Annotated in this window: 10 protein-coding genes and 3 pseudogenes; 8 read left to right on the top strand and 5 right to left on the bottom strand. The window is 73.5% G+C overall.

The annotated features are described in order from the left end of the window. Positions 1–210: 210 nt before the first annotated feature. A complete protein-coding gene (locus ACIQFX_RS38320) occupies positions 211–570 on the top strand; it encodes a hypothetical protein (RefSeq protein ID WP_402473037.1) in 360 nt (119 codons plus the stop codon). Positions 571–669: 99 nt separating this feature from the next. On the opposite strand, the pseudogene ACIQFX_RS38315 reads toward ACIQFX_RS38320, so the two are convergent. Further along, a pseudogene (locus ACIQFX_RS38315) lies at positions 670–1,728 on the bottom strand (urease subunit alpha); the annotation flags it as partial. Beyond that, a pseudogene (ureA, locus tag ACIQFX_RS38310) lies at positions 1,728–2,419 on the bottom strand (urease subunit gamma). The pseudogenes ACIQFX_RS38315 and ureA, both read right to left, overlap by 1 nt. A 95-nt stretch (positions 2,420–2,514) precedes the next feature. On the opposite strand from ureA, the gene ACIQFX_RS38305 reads away from it, so the two are divergent. Beyond that, entirely contained in the window at positions 2,515–3,210 is a 696-nt protein-coding gene (locus ACIQFX_RS38305; protein ID WP_402473078.1) for a sensor histidine kinase, read from the top strand. A 66-nt stretch (positions 3,211–3,276) separates the two neighbouring features. Here the strand turns inward: ACIQFX_RS38305 and ACIQFX_RS38300 are convergent, their stop codons facing one another. Then, positions 3,277–3,855 (bottom strand): TetR/AcrR family transcriptional regulator, encoded by a 579-nt coding sequence (locus ACIQFX_RS38300; protein WP_402473034.1) that lies wholly within the window; start codon positions 3,853–3,855, stop codon positions 3,277–3,279. Between the two features lie 149 nt (positions 3,856–4,004). On the opposite strand from ACIQFX_RS38300, the gene ACIQFX_RS38295 reads away from it, so the two are divergent. The 5 genes and pseudogenes from ACIQFX_RS38295 (at position 4,005) to ACIQFX_RS38275 (ending at position 10,131) form a co-directional block, all read left to right on the top strand. Continuing rightward, positions 4,005–5,357: a 7TM domain-containing protein gene (locus ACIQFX_RS38295; protein ID WP_402473032.1), complete on the top strand. Its 1,353-nt coding sequence runs from the start codon at positions 4,005–4,007 to the stop codon at positions 5,355–5,357. Beyond that, positions 5,326–5,922 (top strand): TetR/AcrR family transcriptional regulator, encoded by a 597-nt coding sequence (locus ACIQFX_RS38290; protein WP_402473029.1) that lies wholly within the window; start codon positions 5,326–5,328, stop codon positions 5,920–5,922. The genes ACIQFX_RS38295 and ACIQFX_RS38290 overlap by 32 nt, the downstream gene beginning before the upstream one ends. Positions 5,923–6,283: 361 nt before the next feature. Continuing rightward, positions 6,284–7,447: an agmatine/peptidylarginine deiminase gene (locus ACIQFX_RS38285; protein ID WP_402473027.1), complete on the top strand. Its 1,164-nt coding sequence runs from the start codon at positions 6,284–6,286 to the stop codon at positions 7,445–7,447. 21 nt (positions 7,448–7,468) lie between these two features. Further along, a pseudogene (locus ACIQFX_RS38280) lies at positions 7,469–7,854 on the top strand (DUF4436 family protein); the annotation flags it as partial. 396 nt (positions 7,855–8,250) lie between these two features. Next, a complete protein-coding gene (locus ACIQFX_RS38275) occupies positions 8,251–10,131 on the top strand; it encodes a SpoIIE family protein phosphatase (protein ID WP_402473075.1) in 1,881 nt (626 codons plus the stop codon). 97 nt (positions 10,132–10,228) lie between these two features. On the opposite strand, the gene ACIQFX_RS38270 is transcribed toward ACIQFX_RS38275, so the two are convergent. Beyond that, the gene (locus ACIQFX_RS38270; RefSeq protein WP_402473025.1) at positions 10,229–11,302 is read right to left on the bottom strand and encodes a chitinase; all 1,074 of its coding nucleotides are present in this window, start codon (positions 11,300–11,302) and stop codon (positions 10,229–10,231) included. 207 nt (positions 11,303–11,509) lie between these two features. On the opposite strand from ACIQFX_RS38270, the gene ACIQFX_RS38265 reads away from it, so the two are divergent. Next, entirely contained in the window at positions 11,510–11,968 is a 459-nt protein-coding gene (locus tag ACIQFX_RS38265; RefSeq protein WP_402473024.1) for a group II truncated hemoglobin, read from the top strand. A 116-nt stretch (positions 11,969–12,084) separates the two neighbouring features. Here ACIQFX_RS38265 and ACIQFX_RS38260 read toward each other — a convergent pair whose 3' ends face one another. After that, positions 12,085–14,652 carry a bifunctional serine/threonine protein kinase/MFS transporter gene (locus tag ACIQFX_RS38260; protein ID WP_402473023.1) on the bottom strand — a complete coding sequence of 856 codons (2,568 nt, stop codon included), beginning with the start codon at positions 14,650–14,652 and terminating at the stop codon, positions 12,085–12,087. Between the last annotated feature and the right edge of the window lie 15 nt (positions 14,653–14,667).

Genomic DNA, 14,667 nt, shown 5'->3' with positions numbered 1-14,667 from the left:
CCTCCGGATCGGCCGGGGGGGGCGGCCACCAGGGCCATCAACTCCCTTGTCCACCCGATCGCCTGAGGATCGAGAACCGCCGCGCGGTCCGTCGTCGACCGGTACAGGAGCACACGAGCGGCCAGGGCCCGCACCAGGACGTCCCGCCTCACTGGGGTCACCGGAGTTACCGGACTCATAGGCTTCGGCATCGATCGAGGGGGCGGCGGGATGACGGGGGACGATTCCATACGGCTCGCGCGGTTGTGCGAGCAGCTCACCGCGATCCGGCACGTCGCGGACCACCGGGGAGCCTCGGCCGAACTGGACGCCGCGCTCGCGGACTTCCGGACGCACGGCGATGCCGGCCGACTCGTGTCCCGTACGGACGAGTTGCTCCGCACCTGGGGCGTCGCCCGGGGCCTCGGGGAACAGCGCTCCCCCGGCGGGAGCGTCCTGCCCCGCCTCGGCGGCGGGCATCCCGTGCAGGAGGCCCTGGTGTGTCCGGTCGGCCGGTGCGACCGGGTGCTCCTGGAAGGCGACCGCTCGTGCGACCTGTTCGCCGCGCCGCTGCGGCTCGTGAGGCTGTGAGCGATGTCCGCCTTCCTCACCGCGCTGGGCGGCAAACTCGCCGACACCTGGCTCTCGTTGCTCGTGCTGCCCGGCCTGCTCTACCTCGCGGTGGCGTCCGCGGGATCGATCCTCGGACACGGCCACGCCGTCGACCTGCCCCAGGTCCGTCTTGAGCGCGTGGACGGAGACGATCATCCCGTAGTGCTCGGCGACGGCGTCCCGCCCGAAGGGCAGGGTGGGGTTGGTGGAGGAGCCGATGACGTTCGGCACGCCCGCCATCTTCAGGACGTTGGGGACGTGCCCGCCGCCGCAGCCCTCGATGTGGAAGGCGTGGATCGTACGGCCTTCCAGGACGCGCAGGGTGTCCTCGACCGACAGGCACTCGTTCAGGCCGTCGCTGTGCAGGGCGACCTGCACGTCGTGCTCCTCGGCGACCCGCAGCGCGGTGTCCAGGGCCCGGGAGTGGGCGCCCATGTCCTCGTGGACCTTGAAACCGCAGGCGCCGCCCTCGGCGAGGGCCTCGACCAGGGGCGCCTCGTCGGAGGCGGAGCCGCGGGCCAGGAAGCCGATGTTCACCGGCCAGGCGTCGAAGGCGTCGAAGGCGAGGTTCAGGGCCCAGGGCGAGTTCACGCCGACGCCCCAGCTCGGGCCGATCTCCTGGCCGATGATCGTGGTGACGCCGCTGGCGAGCGAGGCCTCCATGATCCGGGGCGACAGGAGGTGGACGTGGGTGTCGATCGCTCCGGCGGGGGCGATGAGGCCCTCGCCCGGGATCATCGTGGTGCCGGCGCCGACGACGACGTCCACGCCGTCGAGGGTGTCGGGGTTGCCGGCCCGCCCGATCGCGTGGATGCGGCCCTCTCGGACGCCGATCGACACCTTGCGGATGCCGAGCACGGCGTCGATCACCAGGACGTTGGTGATCACGACGTCGCAGGTCTCGCGGGCGGCCGCGGCCTTGAGGTGCATGCCGTCGCGGGCCGTCTTGCCGAAGCCGGCCAGGCACTCGTCCCCGTACGCCTGCGCGTCCGACTCCACCCGCACGACGAGCCCGGAGTCGCCGAGTCGGACCCTGTCCCCCGCGCGGGGCCCGTGCACGGCGGCGTACTCCTGCGGGTCGACGTGCCGGCTCTCGCCCGGCGCGCAGTGGTCGCCGTGCCGCGTGGGCTTGCTCATCACTCCACCCCCTTCGCGCCCAGGTAGCCGCGGGCGGCGGCGCGGCGCAGGGCTTCGGACTTCGCGCCGGGCGCGTCCAGCGGCCCGTCGACGAGGCCGCGAAGCCGATCGTGATCCGGTCCCCGCCCATCGGGACGGGCCCGACCTCGACGACGGCGCCGGGGTCGAACCGGGTGGACGCCCCGGCCGCGGCCGCGAGCCGCATGCCGTAGGCGGCGGCCCGGTCGAAGTCGAGGCGCGGGTTCGCCTCGAAGAAGTGGAAGTGCGAGGTCACGCTCACCGGGACCGCAGCCGCGTTGCGGACCCACAGCCTGACCTCGGGCTCCGGCTCCGGCAGCACGTCGGCGTGGGGCAGGGCGGCCCCGGGGCCGCCGTCGTCGTACCCCACGTCGCCGAACGGGGCGCTGATGACGGCCAGCCGGGTGCCGTCCTCGAACACGGCCTCGACCTGGATCTCGGTCACGATGTCGGTGACGCCGGGGAGGACGTCGTCGGGGCCGAGGACACCGCGGCCGCGGTCGAGGGCCTCGGCCAGGTGGAGGCCGTCGCGCGCGGCCTCGCACACCGTGTCGGCGATCAGTGCCGTCGCCTCCGGCACGTTCAGCCGCAGCCCGTGCTCCAGGCGCGTCCGCGCGAGCTGGGCCGCCGTGAAGAGCAGCAGCCGGTCGCGCTCCGTGGGAGTCAGGGGCATGCCGCCCCCCTGACGCGCGGGCCCGGTCACACGCATGGTGTCCCTTCCTTTCTCCGGCGTGCCGGAAGCGAGCGTGCGCACACCATGGAATTTGACTGAAATATCAGTCAAGATCGAGGAGAACACAGGCGGAACGGAGGGCGTCCGTCGGCGACGCCCCGGCCGCCCGCAGCGCCGGGTGGATCCCCGCGACGGCCGCCACCAGGACCGAGACCGACGGGCCGGCGCGCGCTGGACGCCGACGCCCGCACGGAACGCCTCATCGACGCCCTGCTGACCCTGGCCCGCAGCGAGAGCGCCCGTCCGACACCCCGTCCGGTCGACTCGCCGACCTCTCCGGGAGCGCCCTGGGAGATCTGTCCGACGAGGCCCGCACCACAGGGGTCCGCGTCACCGCGCGCCTCGCACCCGCGCCGGCCGCGGGCGACCCCGCCCCGCTCCGGCAGGTCGCGCTGAACCTGCCGGCCAACGCCGTACGCCACAACCACCCGGGCGGTACGGCGACGATCACGACCGGCACGCACGACGGGCTCGCGTGCGTCGAGGTCGCCGACACCGGCCCCGTACTCGAACCGGCCCGCGTCCCCGCGCTCTTCGAGCCGTTCCACCGCGGTCCGGAGCGCCGGAGCCACGGCCAGGGCCTCGGTCTCGCCGTCGTCCGCGCCATCGCCCGTACCCACCAGGGCGAGGTCACCGCGGCGGCGCGCCCCGGCGGCGGGCTCACGGTCCGGGTGACCCTGCCGGGCCGCGCCGCGGCCGTCGGAGCCGGCGACGAGGCGCCGGATCTCTAGGGCTGGAGGTCCGGCGCGGGAGGCCCGGCGCCGCAGATCAGGCGCGGGAGGTCCGGCGCCGGAGGTCTACCGGCCGAGCAGGGCGATCTCGGCGTCGATGGCCTGGCTCATCAGGGTGCGGGCGTGGGCGATCTGGAGGGTGCCGCTGAGCCAGCGCACGCTGAGGCCCTCGAGGAGGGCGGTGAGGCGTTCGGCGGAGGCCGTGAGGGCGACGGCCGGGGCCATGGGCTGGACCTGGCCGAGGAGGGCGGCGACCTCCTGGACCCAGGTGAGGGTGGCCCTCGCCAGGTCTTCGCGCAGGAGGTCGTCGAAGACGGCGCTGGCCCGCAACTCGCCCCAGGCGGTGCTGTTCTCCCTGACCTCGGTCGAGTCCTGGAGTTCGAGGAGGAGCGTCTGGTCGAGCTCCTCGCGCGGGCCGAGCGGCGGGGCGTCCGGGTCGCGCTCGGTCGTGTAGCGGTCGGCGCGGTCGTTGATGAACTCGAGCGTCTTGCTCAGGATCCCCGCGCGGTCCTTGAAGTGGTAGTAGATGAGCGCGGTGGACACGCCCGCCTCTGCGGCGAGCTCTTCCACGCGCAGGCCGCGGACACCGCGCCGGGCGATCACCCGGGCGGCGGCTTCGAGGATCTGAGTGCTGCGAGACGCCATGGCCCGAACCCTACCCGGCGCTTCCCTCCACCGGGATCACGGCCCTGACGTACCCTCCGCACCGGGGATCCCGCGGGGTGACTTTCGTTGCCCCGCCCCGGCCGATCGGTACTACCGGGCGCCGGGTCCGCTGTCCAGGGCTGGTCCCCGTGCATGACCTCCAGAAGTACGACCAGAAGTACGAAGCGCACGCGGGAAGAGGGGACCGGGCGGGCGGCGCCCACGGCGCCGGGCGCATGAGAGTGCCGGTGCTCGTGAAGGTCCTCGCGGCCGTGGCCGATGTGGCCTGCCTGCTGATGAGCGTGCTCGGTTCCCCCGACCGGCCGCTGAGCCGGTCGGGCGAGGTCGTCCGCGAGCGGGAGATGGTGCGCATCACCGGACCGTCGGGAGCGTCGTCCGAGGTCCTCGCCCTGATCGACACGGGGGCGTCGGCGTCGTCGGTGGACACGGCGCTGGCGAAGAAGCTCGGGTTCGACCTCGCCGCGGCGCCCCGGATCACCGTGGCCTCGGCCCTGGGCCGCGAGCAGCGCCCGGTGATCGACGGCTCGATGCGGCTGGCCGGCCGGACGTTCGTGGCGAAGCTCAGCGTCAACAGCCGCTCGAAGCGCGAGACCCCCGTCCTCCTCGGCCGCCAGGAGGTCCAGGGGCTCCAGGTCGCCGTGGGCAAGCGGTTCCTCACGCAGCCCGAGTCCACGGCCGCGCCGTCGGCCCTGCGGATCCCGTTCAGCAAGGCACCGGCGATCGACCCCGTGTCGATGATGGCGCTGCTGCCCCTGGCGGGCCTGCTGATCGTGGTGCTGCGGGTGGTCGTCGGGCTGAACACCCTCGGCACGTTCGGTCCGGTGCTGCTCGCCCTGGCGTACGCGCAGGCGGGCCTGCCCCTGGGCGTACCCCTGACGCTGGCGATGTTCGTCCTCGGGTTCGCCATGCAGCCGCTGCTGCGGCGCCTGCACCTGCCCCGGGTCGCCCGGCTCGGCGTGCTGATCGCCGTGGTCACCTCGGGCCTGATCGCCTCGCAGCTCGCCCTGGGCGGTTTCGGGCTCTCCGACTCGTGGGGCATGTCGCTGCCGGTCGTCGTCACCGCGATCGTCGCCGAGCGGCTGTGGGAGGCGTGGGACCTCGACGGCGTCAAGGCCGCCGTCGTGGGCGCCGCCCTGACGATGGGCACGGCGGTCCTGGTGGCGCTGCTCCTCCTGACGCCGTACGTGCGGGAGGTCGCGGAGGCGGTGCCGCTCCAGCTGGCGCTCGTGTGCGCGGTGTGGACGGCGGTCGCGGGGACGTACCGCGGGCTGCGGCTCAGCGAGCTCCTCGGCGATGCCGGCCACCAGGAGCAGGACCGTGCGGACCGGGAGCGGGCCGTGCCGCTGGACCACCTGGTGCAGCGAGGGCCCGGGGACGCAGGCGGTGGCGAACCACGGGATCGGGGCGTCCACGCCGGAGGCGACCACCTGGGCGGTGAACAGGCCGTGGATGCGTTCGGCGCTGGCCGCGGACCGCCGTAGGGCCATCCTGGAAGCTGCCGCCCGGGTCATCGCCCGGCGAGGGGTACGCGGGCTCCGCATGGAGGAGCTCGCGACCGAGGCCGGGGTGTCCACCGCACTGATCTGCTACCACTTCAAGGACCGGGCCGGCATCCTGCGGAACACCCTGGAGTTCATCAGCGACCGCGCCGACCGGTACACCTCCGAGGAGGAGGTCGTTGCGGGCGGGCCGCACGATGCCCGGCAGGAGCTTGAACGGACCCTGCTGCTCGAGTTCCAGGACCTGCCGGAGGTCCGCGAGAACAGTACGGTCTGGGGCGAACTGCGCGCCAGCGCGGTCTTCGAGCCGGAACTGCGCGGCGACCTCGCCAGAGCCACCCTGGCCTGGATCCACGACATCGCGGACCTCCTCGGCCAGATACGGCCGGCCGCCCCCGCGCCGTCCCTCACCGCGTCCGCGGAGCGGCTCACCGCCCTCCCGGAGGGGCTCAGCACGCGCTGGCCGAGCGGCGCGCTGCCGCTCGCCCACGCCCGCGAGCTGACGAGGGACGCGGTCACGGTGGAACTGGAGCGGCTGGACCACTGACCGCCGGCACGTGACCGGAGCCGGCCGGGCCACCGACCACCGGCACGTGACGCCCGGAGCCGACCGGGCTCCTGCCCCGCCCGACCGGAGCCGACCGGCCACCGACCGCCGGCGCGTGGCATCCGGAGCCGGTGGAGCGGCTCCACCCGGCGCCATCGGCTCACAGAATTTGACTGAATATTCAGTCAATGCCAGAGTGGCGACAGGAAGGCCGCATCCCACCTCGCGGTACCGGCGATTCCCGGAGCGGTACGTGCACGCTGTTCACGGACAGGGCGCGCGTGCGGGCCACGAGCCTCGCCCACCGACACCCCTCGGCCGCCGGATGCCGGTCCCGCAAGCCCACGATCGGAGACCCCACATGTCCGCCCTCCCCTCCCGCCGCTCCGCCCTGCGCGTGCTCGCCGGTGTCGGCGCGCTCACGCTCGGCGCCACGGCGTGCGGCCCCGGCGGCTCCGGTGACCCCGGCAGCGCCGCCGGCACCGCGCCCGACGGGCCGGCCCCGTCGGGCGAGGACCGCCGCATGCCCGCCGAGTGGGAGAGCCACGCCCGCACCTTCATGTCGTGGCCGGCGCTCAGGTCCGTCTGGGAGGACGACCTCCCCTACGTGCGCGAGGACATCGCACACGTCGCCCGCGCCATCTCGGAGTTCGAGGCCGTCGTCATGATGGCCCGGCCGGACCAGGTGGCCGCCGCCCAGAAGGCCTGCGGCTCCGGCGTCGAGGTCATCGCCCTCCCCGTCGACGACCTGTGGGCCCGCGACACGGTCCCCGTCTTCGTCGAGCAGGACGGGAAGGTCGAGGGAATCGACTTCGACTTCAACGGCTGGGGCAACAAGCAGACCCACAACAACGACGCCCAGGTCGGCCGGCTCCTGCTGCGGAAGTACGGGGTCCCGCGCGTCCAGGCACCGCTCGTCGCCGAGGGCGGCTCCTTCGAGACCGACGGCGAGGGGACGCTCCTGATCACGGAGAGCTCGATCGTCAACGACAACCGCAACCCCGGCAAGTCGCGCGGCGAGATCGAGGACGAGCTCAAGGACCTCCTCGGCACGGACAAGGTGATCTGGCTGAAGGGCGTGCGCGGCGAGGACATCACCGACGCCCACGTCGACAGCCTCGTCCGGTTCACGGCGCCCGGCGTCATCCTCCTGGACCGCGCCTTCCCCGGCATGCCGGCCGACTCCTGGTCCCGCTCGTCCGACCAGGCCATGTCCGTGCTGAGCGAGGCGACCGACGCCCAGGGCCGCGAGTTCGAGATCATCGACCTCCCGCAGCCCGACCCCGACCTGGTCACCGGCTACACCGACGAGTTCCTGTCGACGTACGCCAACTTCTACGTCGGCAACGACGCCGTCTACATGCCGAAGTTCGGCGACAAGAAGGCCGACGACCGGGCGCGCGGCGTCCTGCAGGAGCAGTTCGCGAAGCGGGAGATCGTGCAGCTGAGCATCGACACCATCGCCACCGGAGGCGGCGGCATCCACTGCGCCACCCACGACGAGCCCGGCAAGCCGGCCGCGTAACCACGATTCACGGGAGCCTCCATGTCCTCCGTCCGACGCCACAGGCCGAGCCGGGGCCGGGTCCTGCCCGCCGTGGTGGCCTGCTGCCTGATCGTGGCCGCCATCGTGCTCGGCACGTGGCTCCAGTTCGGCGAACGCCAAGCGCTCGACACGGTGTACGGCGCCGGCGGTGCGGAGCCCGACCGCGTGGACATCGAGGCCTCCATCCAGCGTGTGGACGCCGCCGGCCGCGAGCTGACCCTGCGCGTGCTCGTCACGCCGCGCGGGGAGCTCGCCGAGGCCGGCGGCGTCTCCCCACCGAGGACCTGACGCTCCAGACGTCGGCCTCCACCCGGGGCGACCTGTCCTTCAAGGCGCACAGCCGCATCGCCACCAAGGACGTGCCCGTCGCGCCGACGGGCGGCTCGATCACGGACCACCCCTTCGACGCCTACGCCGCCGCCATCGAGTTCAGCGCCACGATGGGGGGGCGAGAAGGTCCCCTTCCACATGACGCCGACCAACGCCGACGCGCTCTTCTCGGCCCGGGTGGACGCACTGGCCGAGAACGGGACCGCGATCTTCGACGTGGACCTCGGGCCACGGATGACGCGCCCGTCCCGATCGTCACCCCCCGGCGACACCGCGTCGCCGTCACGGGCCGTGCGGCCCTGCTCCCCGAGTGTGATCGTGCGGGTACATGCGGGTCCGTCTTCCGCATGGCTGGTGCATACCGGCGGCTTCCGGTGCATGCTGTGCAGCAAGAGCGTTCGAGTTCCTGTGTGGAGGCCGAAAGAGTGAAAGGCGGCAACCGGAGGCGGCGCGTGAGCAGCCGGGCTTCGGGCGGACAGGGCTCGGTGGTGCGCCGGTCGGGGGGTGGCCGCGGGCGGTCCGCGCGCGGCGGCGGGGGTGTTCCGCTCGACCGGCTGTCCACGCGGGGGCGTCTCGCGTGGCTGAGTTCCGCCGGGTCGAGGATCGGTACGACGCTGGACCTGGAGCGCACCGCGCGGGAGCTCGCCGAGTTCACGGTGCCGGGCTTCGCCGACGGTGCCGCCGTCGACATCCTGGAGAGCGTCCTGCGCGGCGACGAGGGCTCGCGGTGGACCGGGACGGGCGTTCCGCCGATGCGGGCGGCCGCGCTGTGCTCGGTCGAGGAGCTGTCCTCGCTGGAGCCGACGCCGGTCGGCGAGACGTTCGTGCGCGCCGAGGAGCAGCACGAGACGCTGCTCCACCGCTACTGCCTGCGACAGGGCAAGCCGGTGCTGCTGAGCCGCATACGGCACGACGACTTCATCAAGGTGGCGCCGACCGAGAGCGCCGCGGCGAAGATGCGCGCCGCCGGGGTGCACAGCTACCTCGCCGTGCCCCTGATCGCCCGCGGGCTGCTGCTCGGGAGCGCCGACTTCGTGCGCGGCGCGGGGTCACCACCGTTCTCGGCCACGGACCTCGCGCTCGCCGAGCAGCTGGCCTCCCAGGCCGCCGTCTTCATCGACAACGCACGGCTGTACGGGCGTGAGCGGGAGCACGTCGTGTCGTTGCAGCGCAGTCTGCTGCCGCGCGCGACGCCCGTCACCCCGGGGTTGCGCGTGCACGCGGAGTACGCCCCGTCCACGGGCCACCACGAGGTGGGCGGCGACTGGTACGACGTCATGGCGCTGCCCAGCGGCCGTACGGCCCTGATGGTGGGCGACGTGATGGGGCACGGCCTGCCCGCCGCCGCGACCATGGGGCGCCTGCGGGCGGTGGCGCGCACCCTGATGACCCTGGACATGGCACCGGAGCGCGTGCTCGCCCGGCTGGACCTCGCCACCCGCGACCTGGAGGACGAGCAGGTCGCCACCTGTCTCTGCGCGGTGTACGACCCCGCCGACTCCACGTACACGCTGGCGAGCGCCGGGCACCTGCCCCCGCTCCTGCTCGACGGAAACGGCTCGGCCGAGTTCGTGGACGTGCCCATCGGCGCGCCGCTCGGCGCGGGGGTGATCCCGTACGACCCGGTCCGCGTGACGGTCCCCGAGGGCGGCGACCTGATCATGTACACGGACGGCCTCATCAAGTCCCGGCACGCCGACCTGGACCATCAGCTGGACCTGCTGCGCGCGGCGGCGCTCGACCTGGGCTCCGGGGCGCTCGCCGGTGGCGGTCTGGTCGAGCGCGCGCCGGCCGGCGACGAGCGGTTCGACGAGGCGGTGCTCCTCACCGCGACGACCACGGCGACGCATGCGGCGGCGACCGCGAAGGCTGCGCCGACGGCGACGACCGGCGGGACGACCCCGACGACCGAGGCGGTCCCGACGGCGGTGTCCGCCGGCAACGGGACCCCGGACAGCCGGGTCGACCTCCGCGTCTGGAGGCTTCCGCAGGAGGGCCGGGCCGCGTCCGTCGCCCGGGGTCTCGTCACCGAGCAGCTCGCCGAGTGGAATCTGACGGAGCTCGCCGACGTGTGCGAGCTCGTCGTCTCCGAACTCGTCGGCAACGCCCTGCGCTACGGCAACGGCCCCGGTGAACTCCGGCTCCTCCGCGGCGAACGCCTCGTCGTCGAGGTCTCGGACACGGGACCCGACCTGCCCCAGATCCAGCACGCGGACCTCAGCGACGAGGGCGGCCGCGGCCTCCAGCTCATCAACATGCTCTGCCGCCGGTGGGGTTCCTGCCGCACCGTCACCGGCAAGGTCGTGTGGGCGGAGCAGAACCTGCACGCGTGACCGGCGGCGGCGCAGGGTGGCACTCGGGGCGCCGGGGGTGCCCGCGGGAGGGGGACGCCCCCGCCGTGGCGGGGGCGTCCCCGTGTGCCGGGCCGGGCTACCGGCCCTGGAGGGCCTTGACGTTGTTGCCGAAGGTCCAGTTCTTCGAACCGTCCCAGTTGGCGGACCAGGTCATGAGGCCCTTGAGGGAACCGCCGTAGTGGTTCCAGGCCTGGGCCACGGCCGTCGGGGCCATGTACCCGCCGCCGGCGCCCGGTTGGGCGGGGAGGCCGGGGACCTGCTTGTCGTACGGGACGCGGATGGTGGTGCCCTGGATCACGAGTCCGCGGTTGAGGCAGTCGGTCTGGGCGACGAACCCGGCGACGGTGCCGGCGGAGTAGGAGTCGCCGGAGCAGCCGTACATGCTGCCGTTGTAGTACTGCATGTTGAGCCACCAGAGGCGGCCGTTGTCCGCGTACTTCTTGACGATGGGCAGGTACGCGCCCCAGATGGACCCGTAGGCGACGCTGCCGCCGGTGACGTACGCGGTCTCCGGTGCCATGGTCAGGCCGAATCCGGCGGGCATGCGGGCGAGGACGCCGTCGATGATGCGCACCAGGTTGGCCTGCGAGGTGGAGAGGGTGCCGATGGACCCGCTGCCGACGAGGCCGGTCTCGATGTCGATGTCGATGCCGTCGAAGTTGTACGTCCTGAGGATCGGCACGACGGTCTCGACGAAGCGGTCGGCGACGGCGCGGGAGCTGAGGTCGATTCCGGCGGCGGCACCGCCGATCGAGAGCAGGAGGGTGGCTCCGGCGGCCTTCGCGCGGCACATCTCGGCCGGGGTGGAGACGCGGACGGTGTTGTCCATGCCGTCCTCCCACAGCACCGTTCCGTCCGAACGGATCACGGGGAAGGCGGCGTTGACGACGTTGTAGCCGTGGGCCGCGAAGCGCGGGTCGTCGATGGGTGCCCAGCCGAAGGGCGGGTGGACGCCGTTGGCGGCGCCGTCCCAGTTCTCCCAGTACCCCTGCAGCACCTTCCCGGCGGGCTTCTGCTTGAGGGCGCAGGTGTCCGCCACGGGCGCCGCGGCTGCGGGGGTCGGGGCGAGGCCGGTGGCGACGAGGGCGGCGGCGGTCAGCAGGGTGACGAGACCCGCTCCGAGGGTGCGGGTGATCCGATGGCCTGGCATGCGTGCTCCTGAGGACGTGGGGTGTTCCTAGGCTTCGCGCGCGTTCCAGCAGACCGTAGGTTGGTCCAGACCTTTCGTCAACAGCCTTCACTGACAAGGGACTTGATACGCTCCGGGCGGCTCGCCCCGCCGAGAGCGAACATCCTTGGATTCCCGCCGCGCGACGGGGAGGCTGGGAGCACCCATCCCGGATCCCGGAGGCCTTCCATGAGCGCCGAACACCCGAACACCCTGTACGAGGCCGTCGGCGGCGCCGACGCGCTGCGCCGGCTCTCCGAGACGTTCTACCGAGGAGTCCTCGCCGACCCCCTCCTCGCACCCGTCTTCGCCGGCTTCACCGCCACCCACGTCGAGCACGTCGCCGTCTGGCTGGCGGAGGTCTTCTCGGGACCCGCCGGGTTCACCGCGGAGCACGGCGGACACCAGGCCCTGCTCCGCGCCCATCTCGGACTCGGCATCACCGAGGAACAGCGTCTGCGCTGGATGGAGTTGATGAAGGCGGCCGTGGAGCGGGAACTCCCGGACGACGCCCTGCTCCGTCGCCGCGTGATCGAGTACTTCGACTGGGGCACCCGCATCGCCGAGGACGTCTCCGCCTCCCCCCGTGGAACGGACCTCGGCGACCCCGGCCCGACCCCGCGCTGGGGCTGGGACGGCCTCGCCTGACTCCCCGGCGGGGGGACACGGCCCTCCGTGCGGACCTGGCGAACGGCCTGGAGCGGGATCCGCACTCCGTTCAGGAACGGCTCGACCGCCTCGCCGGTTCGTTCCGAAGCGATGGGTCAGTGCCCGGGCTCCTTCGAGGTGACCAGCAGGCCGCCGACCAGGCCGGCGAGGAGCAGGAGGCCGGCCGCGCACCACAGGGTGGCGGAGTAGCCGGCGAGAACCGCCGCCTGGGTGCTGGTGGCGAGGTCCATGAGGGAGTCCGGGAAGTCGAACGCGTCGAGCAGCACGCCGCTTTCGAGCGATGTCCGCAGGTTCTCCGGGATGCCCGGGACACCGCTCAGCCGGTCGGAGATCACCGTGGCGAGGAGGGTGCCGACCAGTGGCGTGGCGAGGAGTCCGCCGAGGTGCTGGGCCGTGAGGACGACCGCGGCGGTTCCGCCGGGGTTGCGCGCGAAGGCCGTGCCGGTCGCGGTGGCGATGAGGGGGGAGAGCGCGAGGCCGAGGCCGGTGCCGATGAGGAGGAGCGGGGGCAGGACCAGGCCGGAGTAAGAGCCTTCCATGTCCAGACGGGTCAGCAGGGCCGTGCCGACCGCGGCGAGGAGCAGGCCGGGACCGATCAGGAGGCCGGGCGCGACCCGGTGCTGGAGGCGGGCGGAGACCTGGGTGGAGACGATCAGAAGGGCGGCCGCCATCGGCAGCAGCGCCTGGCCGACGTCGAGCGGAAAGTAGTAGTAGGCGCCTCTCAGGAAGCGGTACAGGACCAGGACCACGGCCGAGGAGCCCGTGCCCGCGATGAGCAGGGCGAGCAGCGAGGCGAGGCGCCGCCGGTCCTGGAACACCTGCGGCGGGACGAGCGGGTCGCCCGACCGGGTCTGCCACCGGACGAAGACCGCGAGCAAGACCGCTCCGGCCGCCAGCAGGAGCAGCGTCAGCGGCTCGGTCCAGCCCGTCCGGCCCGAGCCGGACGGGCCGTCGCCCGCCATGAGGCCGAAGCCGAGGGCGGCGAGCGCTCCGGTGCCCAGCAGTGTGCCCGGCACGTCGAAGCGGACGGAGGCGCGGGCCCACCGGTCGTCGGGGAGGCTGCCCGCCACGGCGGCTGTCAGGGCGGCGAGCGGCACGATGACGTAGAAGCACCAGCGCCAGCCGTAGTTCTCGGTCAGCCAGCCGCCCGTGTACTCGCCGATCGCGAGGCCGCCGCCCGCCAGGGCCGCATAGAGCCCGAAGGCCTTGCCGCGTTCCCCCGGGTCGCCGAAGCCTCCGGCGACCAGGGCGAGGGCGGCGGTGGAGACCAGCGCGGCGCTCGCGCCCTGGAGGACCTGCGCCGCGACGAGCAGCGCGGTGGCGGACGCCGCGCCGCCGACGACGGAGGCCGCGGCGCACCCCGCGAGGCCGGCGGTCAGCGTCCTCTTGCGGCCGAGGAGGTCGGTGACGTGCCCGCCGAGCAGCAGCAGCGCCCCGAAGGCCAGCCCCTGGGCGGCGAGCATCGTCTGCAGGTCGTCGGCGCCGACGCCCAGGTCCCTCGTCGCGTCCGGCAGTGCCGCGAACATCGCCGACGAGCCGATCGCCACCAGGAGTTGTGCCAGCAGGGCCGCGGCGAGTCCCCGCCACCACTTCGGGGAGGCGCCCGGTGCCGCGAGCGGGGACCAGCCGGCCGGCCCGAATCCCGGCGTCGGCGCGTGGCCGAACGGCGTCGTCGGCGGGTACGCGGGAGGCTGCGGGGGCGGCTGCGGGACCGTCCGGGCCTGGGACGGAATCCGCGGGTCCGTCGGCTGCGCGACCCGGGCCTCGGGCGCGAAGTCGAGCAACTCCGCTGCATGGCGTCCGAGTTGGGCGAGGACGGAGCCGGGGAGCCATTCCTCGGCCCGGTCGGTGGCCGTCCGCGCGGCGACGTCGGCGGGGGTGGGCCGCCGCGCCGGGTCCTTGTCCAGGCACTCGCGGACGAGGTCGAGGAGCGAGTCCGGCACGCCGGTGAGGTCGGGCTCCTCCTCGGCGATCCGGAACAGGTGCGCGTGGAGACCGGCGTCCGTGGCGCCGAAGAGCATTCGGCCCGTGGCGGCGTAGACGAGGACGGCGCCCAGGCAGAACACGTCGCTGGCCGGGGTGAGTTCGAGGCCGCGCACCTGCTCGGGCGACATGAAGCCGGGCGAGCCGATCAGCATCCCGGTGCGGGTGCGCAGGCTGTCCCCGCCCAGGCCGTCCATCGCGCGGGCGATGCCGAAGTCGATGACGCGCGGCCCGTCCACGGTCACCAGCACGTTGGACGGCTTCAGGTCGCGGTGGATGAGGCCCGCGCCGTGCACGGACCGGAGGGCCGCGGCCAGGCGGTGGGCGAGGGTGCGGACCGAGTGCTCGGGCAGCGGCCCGAAGTCCCGGGCGACGACGGTCTTCAGATCGGGTCCGGGGATGTACTGGGTCGCCACCCAGGGCACCGGCGCCTCGGTGTCGGCGTCGAGGACAGCGGCCGTCCAGTCTCCGCCCACCCGTCGGGCGGCCGCGACCTCGCGGGCGAACCGCTGCCGGAATTCGGGGTGTTGGGCGTGCTCGGCCTGCACCACCTTCACCGCGACCGTCCGGCCGGCTTCCGACCGCCCGAGGTACACCAGTCCCATCCCCCCCTCGCCCAGGCGGGCGATGAGGCGGTACGGGCCGATGTGCGTCGGATCTTCGGTGATCAACTGGTCCACGCGAGTAACATAGTT

Source organism: Streptomyces sp. NPDC093089, from assembly GCF_044754405.1.
In the GTDB taxonomy this organism is placed as follows: Bacteria; Actinomycetota; Actinomycetes; order Streptomycetales; family Streptomycetaceae; genus Streptomyces.
Note: the sequence above shows the minus strand (reverse complement) of the source record. Positions and strands in the feature narration are given on the sequence as shown.

Coding starts and splice junctions, on each gene's coding strand:
- ACIQFX_RS38320 (WP_402473037.1), top strand. CDS start 211: ATGACGGGGGACGATTCCATACGGCTCGCGCGGTTGTGCGAGCAGCTC.
- ACIQFX_RS38300 (WP_402473034.1), bottom strand. CDS start 3,855: ATGGCGTCTCGCAGCACTCAGATCCTCGAAGCCGCCGCCCGGGTGATC.
- ACIQFX_RS38290 (WP_402473029.1), top strand. CDS start 5,326: ATGCGTTCGGCGCTGGCCGCGGACCGCCGTAGGGCCATCCTGGAAGCT.
- ACIQFX_RS38285 (WP_402473027.1), top strand. CDS start 6,284: ATGTCCGCCCTCCCCTCCCGCCGCTCCGCCCTGCGCGTGCTCGCCGGT.
- ACIQFX_RS38270 (WP_402473025.1), bottom strand. CDS start 11,302: ATGCCAGGCCATCGGATCACCCGCACCCTCGGAGCGGGTCTCGTCACC.
- ACIQFX_RS38265 (WP_402473024.1), top strand. CDS start 11,510: ATGAGCGCCGAACACCCGAACACCCTGTACGAGGCCGTCGGCGGCGCC.